Annotated in this window: 8 protein-coding genes; 6 read left to right on the forward strand and 2 right to left on the reverse strand. The window is 36.5% G+C overall.

Translation table 11 applies throughout. The annotated features are described in order from the left end of the window. From FJR38_RS29230 to FJR38_RS04845, 4 genes are all read left to right on the forward strand, one after another. Positions 1-321, forward strand: a 321-nt coding sequence (locus FJR38_RS29230; RefSeq protein ID WP_371418143.1) for a DUF4335 domain-containing protein, incomplete at its 5' end; no start/stop codon positions are given. Then, on the forward strand, positions 225-1184 hold the full coding sequence (locus FJR38_RS04835; protein WP_371418144.1) for a hypothetical protein: 960 nt from the start codon (positions 225-227) through the stop codon (positions 1182-1184). The genes FJR38_RS29230 and FJR38_RS04835, both read left to right, overlap by 97 nt. A 479-nt stretch (positions 1185-1663) precedes the next feature. Continuing rightward, complete coding sequence (locus tag FJR38_RS04840) at positions 1664-3052, forward strand: DUF2079 domain-containing protein (RefSeq protein WP_168535735.1); 1389 nt, start codon at positions 1664-1666, stop codon at positions 3050-3052. 21 nt (positions 3053-3073) lie between these two features. Then, a complete protein-coding gene (locus tag FJR38_RS04845) occupies positions 3074-4444 on the forward strand; it encodes a mannosyltransferase (protein ID WP_168535737.1) in 1371 nt (456 codons plus the stop codon). A gap of 12 nt (positions 4445-4456) precedes the next feature. On the opposite strand, the gene FJR38_RS04850 is transcribed toward FJR38_RS04845, so the two are convergent. Beyond that, on the reverse strand, positions 4457-5425 hold the full coding sequence (locus FJR38_RS04850; protein ID WP_168535739.1) for a glycosyltransferase family 2 protein: 969 nt from the start codon (positions 5423-5425) through the stop codon (positions 4457-4459). A 225-nt stretch (positions 5426-5650) separates the two neighbouring features. Here FJR38_RS04850 and FJR38_RS04855 point away from each other — a divergent pair, with 225 nt between their 5' ends. Then, on the forward strand, positions 5651-6019 hold the full coding sequence (locus FJR38_RS04855) for an EamA family transporter (RefSeq protein ID WP_168535740.1): 369 nt from the start codon (positions 5651-5653) through the stop codon (positions 6017-6019). Between the two features lie 522 nt (positions 6020-6541). Next, a complete protein-coding gene (locus FJR38_RS04860; protein ID WP_168535741.1) occupies positions 6542-7456 on the forward strand; it encodes a polysaccharide deacetylase family protein in 915 nt (304 codons plus the stop codon). 322 nt (positions 7457-7778) lie between these two features. On the opposite strand, the gene FJR38_RS04865 is transcribed toward FJR38_RS04860, so the two are convergent. Next, the coding region (locus tag FJR38_RS04865) for a glutamate synthase-related protein (protein ID WP_254449358.1) at positions 7779-11125 on the reverse strand (3347 nt) is incomplete at its 5' end.

Below are 11125 nucleotides of genomic sequence, written 5' to 3' on the forward strand. Positions count from 1 at the left end.
TCTTTTAATACTCAATCTTCCCCAGCCAAAATTTATTTAGAACCCAGCAATAATTTAACTCATAAACTCTTTCTCGGTTCTCTTGCTAACCAAACATCTGGACCCGTAATTGAATTGAGTTTACTGCAACTATTTGATTTAGCTACAGCTTTAGATGAATACTCATCTGATATGATTGCTCTACCAACTTTCAGCCCTCAAACTTCCCAGAGCAGTTTGCCTCGATGGGCCCCTATAGCCGCAGTTTTAGCAATAGCCGCAGGTTTAACTCCATTTACCTGGCAATATGCCAACAATATTCAGCAAAGTCAAAAGAAGTAGCTAAAAAGAATTCTGCTGAAGAAACGCAAGTTGCTATCGAACCTTCTTTTCCAGACGCTACACAAACACCTACACTAAATTTAACTCCACCTCCCACCCAACTGACACCACCACTTCCTAATTTTAATACACCTCCAGCCCCCCTAGCCTTTCCTAATGCAACTATTCCGGCATCACCTCAACCTGCATTAACTATCCCCTCAGATACCTCTTCCTTTCCTATTAATTCACAAATCTCCTTACCTCCTATAGTCCCCAATCCTGCACCGAATTCTCCAAGCATTGTCGCTAGAAGCAGGATAAATACTGCGAAACCCAAGAATGTGCCTCGTACAAATAGTAACATCTCACCCAATTTTTCCACACTGCCCCAATCTATTGCCACTATTCCTAATAACAATCTGAGTAATACTCCTAATAATCTTCCTTCTTCTGCTGTTGAATTACAACCAGGAACTCTAGGAATTTCTAACCCAGATCAGGCACTGTTAAAAAACAATCAAGAGAGTTTAATTAGGAGATTAAAAACCGCAACTAATACCTCTTCAGTTACACAAGTTGCTAGGGATCAGACTTTATTTGATACTCCCCAAGTAGCAGAAGCTAGAGAATATCTTAACAAGCGTTGGCAACCACCAACCGGACTTTCTCAAGCTCTGGAATATAGTTTAGTATTGGGTGTTGATGGCACAATCGAAAGAATTTTACCTTTAAATCAAGTTGCTAGAGAATATATTGATAATAGCGGCCTTCCTGAAATTGGTAAACCTTTTGTTTCTACTAATAAATCTGGACAAAGCCTAAGAATACGAGTTGTACTTGGTCATGATCGCAAGGTGCAAACATTCCCAGAAACACCTTAAATTTTCAAATAGACACTTACAATTATCTATCAGATGGGTTTAGCGTTTGCTTTACCCATCAAATTTTTTTAAATATGTAGGTTTTGAGATTTTAGAAAAGATTAGAGCTAAACCTGAAATATATCTTAATTATCATTCAATAAAAAATTAAAATTACCAAAATTTTAATATATCAGTAATAATTATTGCTTAACCATGTGAAATATTAATTTTCTAATATTTCAGTAAATTTGCGTGATTAATTACATCAAATCATGGTAAGTTCTAATACTTGAGTAATAAATAAAATCTTTGCTTAATTCATCTGGTAAGTAACCTGCTGTCATCACTTGTATTTCTATAGGATTACCATTTAATTTTTGAATATATACGTAGGGTGGAAATTGCCCACCAAAATTTATATTTTTCAGCAATTATGTAGGCTTCCTATATATATCTAATTGTTAAAGATAAGTATTTAAAGTTCAATTTGAGGTGATATGGAAAACAGATTAATTAAACCTAGTCCGTTAGTTTGGATGATTGGTATCAGTTTTGTAATTTTATTTACTGCTAGTAGTATAAAACATTTACTGTTTCAATCCACGGCTTTTGATTTAGGCATTTTTGACCAAGGAATTTATTTAATTAGTCAAGGTAAACCGCCTATCTCTTCTTTTATAGGTTTTCACATTTTTGGTGATCATGCTGCTGGGATTTTGTATCCTTTAGCTTTATTATACAAAATTTATCCGACAGTATATTGGCTATTTCTTGTGCAATCACTAGCTTTAGCTTTAGGTGCTTTACCTACATGGCATTTAGCTATTGATGCAGGATTAAAAGAAGGTCAAGCTATAGCAGTTGCTACTGCTTACTTATTGTATCCAGTGGTATTTAATGCCAATATATTTGATTTCCATCCTGAAGTTATTGCTGTACCATTGTTTTTAGCAGCAGTTTTATTTGCACGGCGGCAAAAGTTTATTTGGTTTGGTATATGTTTAATTTTTATTTTAAGTTGTAAAGCTGTATTATCTTTAACAGTTGCAGCCATGGGATTGTGGTTAATTCTATTTGAAAAACGCCGTTTCTACGGGTTATTAGCTATTGTTAGTGGTGTTACTTGGTTTATCATTACCACTAAGTTAATTATTCCTGTTTTTAGTGGTGCAGAAGCAGCAGCAGTAGGACGTTATGGTTATTTAGGTAACTCTGTTTTTGAGATTGCTAAAAATTTAATCTTTCAGCCAAATTTAATATTAAGCAAAATCTTTTCTTTGGATAATTTAGGATACCTAGTTTTATTATCAGCACCAATAATCTGGGGTTTATCTACTGCTAGTTTAAAACCTTTAGTTGGTGCTATTCCTTGTTTAGCACTCAACTTAATAGCTGATTATCCTCTCCAAAAAGACTTAGTTCATCAATATTTATTACCAGCTTTACCATTTTTGATATTAGCTGTTATTGCTAGTTTGGCTGTAGGTAAGGGATTAGTTCAACATAAAAGAGGAATTATTATTTGGTCATTAATTACATTCTTTTGTTTAGCCAAATTCCCTCATTTTGCTGGAAAATATCTAGATCATATAGATAATTTAGCAGCTACAAGAGAAGCTATTTCTTTAGTGGAAAGTAAAGAAGGAGTTTATACTACTTCAGTCATTGCACCACATTTAAGTCATCGGAAATTAATTAAATTTACAGATGCAGGTAATCCACAGCAAGACTTAGATATTTTTGATTATGTCTTATTAAATGTTCGTCATCCTGGTTGGGCAGGTAATGAAGAATTTTCTAAAAATCTAGTTCAAAAATTAGAAATAAATCCAAATTTCCAGAAGCAATATCAACAAGATGATGTTTTCTTATTTGTGAAAAATTAGTCAAATAATTATACATAAAAAATGTTTCAAAAACACAAAGATATTAACTGGATATTACCCTTAATTATCTGTACTGTATTTATTCTTTGTGCTGCTATAGGAATGCTGATCTATCTTGATGCTTTTCATAAATTCTTTTCTCCATCAAGATTATTTCGTGCCATTCCTCCAGTTGGGCCTCATAAAAGTTACTATTGGGACGTAGAAGCTTACGCTCAAATGGCTGTTAATCCCAGTTGTAAGGCATTTTATCCCCTGTGGCCTTTTATTATTCATAACCTCTTTCATCCCCAAACTGTAGAACAAGCAGCACATTATTTTTTATTGCTGTCTACAGTTATATTTTTTATAACTAATTTTGTACTATATGGGGTTTTTAAAATAGCTTTGCAGCGTACATATTTAGCTTTTTGGATGATGTTAGCTTATACTGTTAACCCCATGGCAATTTTTAGAGTTATTGGTTACACAGAAAGCTTATTTTCTTTGTTGAGTACATTATTTATTTGGGTTTGTTTACCTAATAACAAAATTAATCAAGATATTAAACTTTGTTTTTTATTCATTATTACATTTTTAATGAATTTAACTAGACCTATCTTAATTCAAATATTTTTTGCAACTATCTTCACTTTAATAACTATTATTGGTTTAGAAATATTGAAAATAAATAAATATTCTTGGCACAATTTGTTAATAAATGTGCAAAAATATCACCTTGAAATTAAAACAACTGTAACAATATGGGTTGCTTCATTACTAGGTTATTCTGTTTATGGTAGTTTTTGTTTCAAAACTAGAGGTAATTTCTTTGCACCTTTTGATGATCAAAGTCTCTGGGGTAGAAAATTAGGTATTCATTTAGAGTTACTATTATTTCCCAAATCACCTTTAATTGATATTATCGGTCTTTATTTACCTGTAATAATTTTGTGTTTGTCTTTGATTTTTACATATTACAAGTTTACTCAACAACAAAACATTATATCTGTTCCCAAATATCGAATTTGGTGGAGTATCTTTTATTTATATCCACCTTTATTAATATTGGTATATGTTTACCACTTGATTAAATCAATAAAATATAAAATCAATGTAACTAAAATAAAACTTCCTGATTATACTAACAATTTAGCTGTTAACTATATTTTCTGGTTTTGTGTTTACTTTGCTACTGCTCATTCATTGATTAATTTCTTCACATGGGATCGTTTAATGAGTTTAGGTAGACATACATTTGCTATACCCTACTTTTTCTTGGGGTTAGGATATTTATATCGCTGTATTCCCGGTAAAATTAAATATCAAACTTTGCTATTTATGAGTTTGATTTCTGCCTTCATGTTAGTAGAACAATGGATTAGATATGGTCAAGATAAATGGTTAGGTTAATAAATAATACAATCAGGAAACTTGATCTGATTTGATATTATTATCTTCTCCACTATTATCAAATCCATAAGCATCTCTAACTAAATATAGAGGTCTTCCTTTCACCTCTTCATAAATACGGCCAATATATTCACCAATAATTCCTAAATTGATCAGTTGAATACCTCCTACAAATAATATTGTCACCATTAAAGAAGCATATCCGGGAATATCTATGCCAAAAATTAAGGTACGAATCATTAAATAAGCAGCATATAAAAACGCAAGTAAGGAGATAAAACAACCGATGTAAGTCCACATTCTCAAAGGTAATGAACTAAAGGAAGTAATACCATCAATAGCAAAATTCCAAAGACTCCAATAATTCCATTTTGTTAGTCCTTTGTAACGTGGAGAACGATCATAAATTATGGCAGTTTGTCTATAACCTACCCAAGAAAACAAACCTTTCATAAACCGTGTTCTTTCTGGTAATTTCTTGATAGCTTCTACAACTCGACGATCCATCAACCGGAAATCTCCAGTATTACGGGGTATGGGAATATTACTGAAACTCTCCATGACTCCATAGAAATTATTAGCAGTAAAGCGTTTTAACCAACTTTCCCCCCAACGATAACCACGAGTTGCATAAACTACGTCATAACCTTCTTGCCATTTGGCAATTAGTTGTTTAATTAATTCCGGTGGATCTTGAAGATCCGCATCAATAGGGATAACTGCATCCCCTGTAGTATAATCAAGACCAGCAGTTAAAGCTATTTCTTTGCCAAAATTACGGGACAAGCTAACGACTTTAATAACTGGATTACGAGTATGATGTTGTATTAAATATTCAAGTGTGTTATCTTTGCTGCCATCATTTACACATATAATCTCATATTCTATATCAAGGGAGTTGATAATTGTTTCCAGTCTTTTAAATAGTTGATCAATGTTAGCTTCTTCATTGTAAAAAGGAATGACTACTGAAATTTTCATATTTGCTGCTTAAATTTCCCCAATAAACTTCAACAATGAACAATGGAAAATTGAAATTTACCTCGCACTTTAAATATGAAAATGGAGAAATAGGAATTTTTTGCTTTTTTCTCCTTTAAAGGAGAGGTTTAAAACCTGGAATGAAACAATTGTCAATTATCAATTGTCAATTGTCAATTAATAATTGACAATTTGTGTAAAATTTAGTATCTAAGGGTAATATCTGTGTCACCACAAGAATTTAGTTTACTGATGATGTCAGTTCTCATTAGTGTAGCTGGACAGTTTTTTTTGAAAATGGGAGCGATTAAATTAGGAAAAGTTGATACGGGTAATGCTGTGAGTCATATTCTCAGTATTGTCACCACACCAGAACTTTTATTAGGACTAAGTTGTTATGGGATTGGTGCAGTAGCCTATATTCTACTGTTAACGAGAGTAAATCTTAGTGTTGCTGCTCCTGCTGTTTCCGTTGGTTATATATTTTCCGTATTATTGGGGTATTTTATTTTAAAAGAACCTATTTCTCTAACCCGTGTTTTTGGATTAGGCTTGATTGTTACAGGAGTTATATTAGTAGTTTGGAAAAAATAAAATTAGCTGATCAAAAGTCATCAATTGGTGATGAAAATTTATGGCATCAAGTTTAGAATAGTAGCTATGGTAACTACTAACCCTTATTGACAAGTGAGAAACTATCGTCAGTTAATTATCGTCTAAATATTTTTTGGTATTGAGGAAAAATCACTTTTTTGTCAGATCAATCTGTGAATAAAAGTAGTTAAAGATAGATTAATCTCCATACACATGATAATTACTAGTACACAACGGCGTAAATCAACCAACCATTAAGAATTCTCAAGAAGCTTATGCCATCTGCATTTTTAATTTTTAATTTTTAATTCCGCCCTGCGGTACTAGTAATGATTATGGGATATGTACTTGGTTTATGAGTAGATATATATTGAATTGAGGAATATATGTAAATATGTATTGCAATTTGCATAATTTATCATCAATAACTGAGAATCTCAATATATAGAAAAATGTGTTATAACCTACCGTCAGAGCGATCGCTGCTATCACTGATTGCTCACCCCCTTAAGGAGTTATGTTGTGGAAAATAATAAGTCGTTTTTTGGCACACAGGGAATATTAATTGCATTGCTGGGACTAACTGGCACTTTTAGTATTGCATTAATGATCCTCTTCAAAACTAACACCTCCGATGCTCAAAGCCAAAGCAACAGTATTAAAGATATTACTGCTAATGTAGTAACTCAGCAGCGGTTAGAGAAGTTGAAAACAGAAATGCTCACCAGTTGGCAACAAGAAGCACAAGCGAAGGGATTTGCGACTGATGTTCCATCTAATTTTCAAGGGGCTGTGATCAAAGAGGCCAAACTTCCCGCAGACAAGAAAGTGATTGCCTTAACATTCGATGATGGTCCTTGGCCTAATAGTACGGCACAGGTATTAGATATTCTCAAGAAAAATAATATCAAAGGTACATTTTTTGTTGTTGGGCAGAATGTCAAAAATTATCCTGATTTAACAAAGCGAGTAGTTACAGATGGTCATACTATTGCTAACCATACTTGGCATCACTGGTATCACCACATGAATGCACAAGCAGCAGCTTATGAAGTTGCCAACACTACAGATATAATTTATAAAACTACAGGGGTGAAAACTAGTTTGTTCCGTCCACCTGGAGGGATTATGAGTAATGGGGTGGCGGCTTACGCTAAGAGTAATAAATATGCTGTTATTATGTGGTCGGCTGATTCTATAGACTACTCTCGTCCAGGTGTACCAAAACTGATTAATAACATTTTTAGAGGAGCAAGACCCGGAGGAATTGTGTTAATGCACGATGGAGGAGGCGATCGCGCTCACACCGTCAAAGCCTTGCCAGAAATCATTAGTAGGTTTCGCAACCAAGGTTATGAATTTGTCACTGTTCCCGAACTTTTAGAAATGCAAAATCAATATTCACAAGTAGTTGCTCAAAAATCCAAGAAACCTTAAATGTCAGAATCAGGATAACCAGGATTAAATGTCTGAATCAGAATGTCCAGGATTAAATGTCTGAATCAGGATAACCAGGATTAAAGGATGAACAGGATGAATACAGACAAAGTAATTAATCCAATCCTCTAAATCCTTAAATCCTCTAAATCCTGATTCAGACAAAAAAGATTAAAGGATGAATACAGACAAAGTAATTAATCCAATCCTGTAAATCCTTAAATCCTCTAAATCCTGATTCAGACAAAAAAGATTAAAGGATGAACAGGATGAATACAAACAAAGTATTTAATCCAATCCTGTAAATCCTGATTCAGACAAATTAAACAGAACTTAATTGTTTTGCCTCTGTTTTTGCTTCTGGACTATCAGCTTCAGAGGGTGGGACTAACTGCCAGAATTTGGGTAAATACTCTGCCCAATTGGCAATAATTTCCTGGGCTTTGGGTGAACCAGTTCTATGTGCATGAGTTTTAATTAACTCATACAATTGCTGTACACCAGCATCACTCACAACTCGTTGCACATTGACAATAGCGTGATTAACTAAATCAGGGAAATTACCTGCTTCATCTAAGAAGTAAGCTAATCCACCAGTCATTCCTGCACCAACGTTGCGGCCGACCTTACCCAGAACAACAATCACACCACCAGTCATATATTCACAGCAGTGATCACCAGCCCCTTCAATTACCGCTGTACCCTTGGAGTTCCGCACCGCAAACCGTTCTCCAGCTAAACCATTAGCAAATAAAACCCCACCAGTAGCACCGTAAAGGCAAGTATTCCCCACAATCACATTTTCCGCTGGGTTATAAGTAGCATTTGCGGGGGGCTTAATAATAATTTCCCCACCATTCATGCCCTTACCTACATAGTCGTTAGCTTCTCCTGCTAGGGTGAGGATGACACCATCGAGGTTAAATGCGCCGAAACTCTGCCCCACACTCCCTTGGAAGTTGAGGTTAATTTGCCCTGTAAAGCCGTTGTCCCCGTATTTATGAGCGATCGCCCCAGTTAACCTAGCACCGACTGTTCTATCGGTATTGACGACGGTGAAGGTTTTGCTAACTGTACCTTGATGCCCAATTGCAGCTTGAATATCTGCATCAGCTAGTAATTGGTCATCTAAAACTGGTCCGTTGCTGTGAACTTCTTCATGTAACAACCAACTACGATTAGATTTTGTATCTGGTAGTTTCGTTAAACAATCCAAATTCAAAGCTTGGGTTTTATTGAGTTTGGTATCAGCACGAACAGTTAATAAATCAGCCCGGCCTGTTACTTCTGATAAAGAACGATATCCCAATTTAGCCAATAGACTCCGCACCTCTTCCGCGATGAAGTAGAAGAAGTTAACAACGTTTTCGGGAATTCCTGTAAACCGTTTCCGCAGTTCTTCCTTCTGAGAAGCTACACCCACAGGACAGTTATTAGTGTGGCAAATCCGCGCCATAATGCAGCCTTCGGCAATCATAGCTATTGAACCGAATCCGAACTCCTCAGCCCCCATTAACGCCCCAATTAGGACATCCCAGCCGCTTTTCAGACCACCATCTACACGCAAGATGACGCGATCGCGCAAGCTGTTTTCCATCAATACTCGATGCACTTCTGTTAAACCCAATTCCCAAGGACTACCTGCGTGTTTAATGGAAGAAAGGGGTGATGCACCAGTACCGCCATCATGTCCAGAAATTTGGATAATATCCGCATTTGCTTTAGCCACACCTGCTGCAATTGTGCCAATACCAATTTCTGCGACTAATTTCACCGAAACTTGGGCTTTGGGGTTAATTTGGTGCAAGTCAAAAATTAACTGGGCTAAGTCTTCAATTGAATAAATGTCATGGTGGGGTGGTGGTGAAATCAAAGTCACACCAGGCTTAGAACGCCGCAACATGGCAATGTATGGGCTTACCTTGGGTCCAGGTAGCTGTCCACCTTCTCCTGGTTTTGCACCTTGGGCAATTTTGATTTCAATTTGTTTAGCTGTGGCTAAGTATTGGGGAGTTACACCAAAGCGTCCTGATGCAACTTGTCTAATGGCACTGGCAGCAGTGTCACCATTTCTTAACCCGTTGAGATGGGGAAGAGTAGGAGATTTCCCAGCAGTATCAACATCATTTAAGGCGTTGTAACGGACTGGATCTTCGCCACCTTCACCAGAATTAGATTTACCACCAATGCGATTCATGGCGATCGCTAAAGTTTCATGTGCTTCTCGTGACAATGCCCCTAAAGACATCCCTCCAGTACAGAAACGCTTCACGATATCATTGATTGATTCTACCTGTTCTAAAGGAATGGGTGAGCGATCACTTTGGAAATCTAATAAATCTCGCAACGCCGTCACTGGTCTATCTTGGAGATGCTGTTTATAAACTTCATAATGGTCATATTGCTTGCCATTTACAGCTTTATGCAGCGCCTTCGCTAATTCTGGGCTGTTCATGTGGTATTCACCACCGGGACGATATTGGACAAAACCTAAGTTTTCCAACTTTTTCGCCGTCAATTCGGGGAAAGCCTTGCTGTGGAACGATAGTACCTCTTGGGCTAATTCACTGACACTTAACCCCCCAATTCGGGAAGTTGTCCCCCTAAAACCCAAAGCTAATAAATCACCACCAATCCCAATCGCTTCAAATATTTGCGCCGCTTGATAACTGGAAAGTAGCGAAATTCCCATTTTTGAGAGGATTTTCAGCAAACCCGATTCTACAGCTTTACGATAATTGGCGATCGCTTGGTTTAAAGTCAAGGTAGCAATTTTGCCCCTAGTCATAAACTGCTGGGTTTTGGGTTCAGCCCACCAAGCACTGACAGTATCTAAAGCCATATAAGGACAAATCGCACCAGCACCATAACCCAACAAACAAGCAAAATGATGGGTACTCCAACATTGGGCGGTATCCACAATTAAGGATGTTTTCATCCGTAACCCTTCACGGATTAAATGATGATGAACCGCACCGATTGCTAATAAAGGCGGAATGTAAGTATATTCCGCAGCAATTCCTGTACCTGTGCGATCGCTTAAGATTAAAATCTTTGCACCAGCCCGCACCGATTCAGCAGCTTGTTGTTGCAAAGATTCCACAGCCGTTTTTAAACCATTCGGTCCTGTGGCTATGGGGAATAAAGTTGATAATTCAGCCGTCCCAAATCCTGACAACTTAATGGCTTCTAACTCTGTCTGGGTAAGTACAGGTGACTCTAATTTAAGTCTGCGGGCGTATTCTGCTTTGGGTTCTAATAAATTTCCCCTTTCCCCCAATTCCACCGTCAAGGACATTACCAACTTTTCCCGTAAAGGATCAATTGCTGGATTAGTAACTTGAGCAAACCGCTGTTTAAAATAGTCGTACAGCAAATGGGGTTTTTCTGACAACACAGCCAAAGGAATATCATCCCCCATACAGAAAGTTGCTTCTGCACCTGTACTAGCCATGGGGTGAATCACCATTTCTACATCTTCTATGGTGTAGCCAAAGGCAATTTGCTGTTGTAATAAGACTTGTGGCTCAATTTTATGAGTTGATAAATGGCCATTTCCATTAGTTGGGCTTTGGTGTCCATTCCCATTCCCTACAGACTGTCCCTCAACTAAGTTACTCAATTCTAGGCGATGCTGTTTCAACCATTCTCCATAAGGATGTTGTTTAG

This window comes from Anabaena sp. UHCC 0253 (genome assembly GCF_009712085.1).
GTDB lineage: Bacteria > Cyanobacteriota > Cyanobacteriia > Cyanobacteriales > Nostocaceae > Dolichospermum.

Excerpts from the sequence above, each read along its gene's own strand:
- FJR38_RS04835 (WP_371418144.1), top strand. The coding sequence starts at position 225 with ATGGGCCCCTATAGCCGCAGTTTTAGCAATAGCCGCAGGTTTAACTCC.
- FJR38_RS04840 (WP_168535735.1), top strand. The coding sequence starts at position 1,664 with ATGGAAAACAGATTAATTAAACCTAGTCCGTTAGTTTGGATGATTGGT.
- FJR38_RS04845 (WP_168535737.1), top strand. The coding sequence starts at position 3,074 with ATGTTTCAAAAACACAAAGATATTAACTGGATATTACCCTTAATTATC.
- FJR38_RS04850 (WP_168535739.1), bottom strand. The coding sequence starts at position 5,425 with ATGAAAATTTCAGTAGTCATTCCTTTTTACAATGAAGAAGCTAACATT.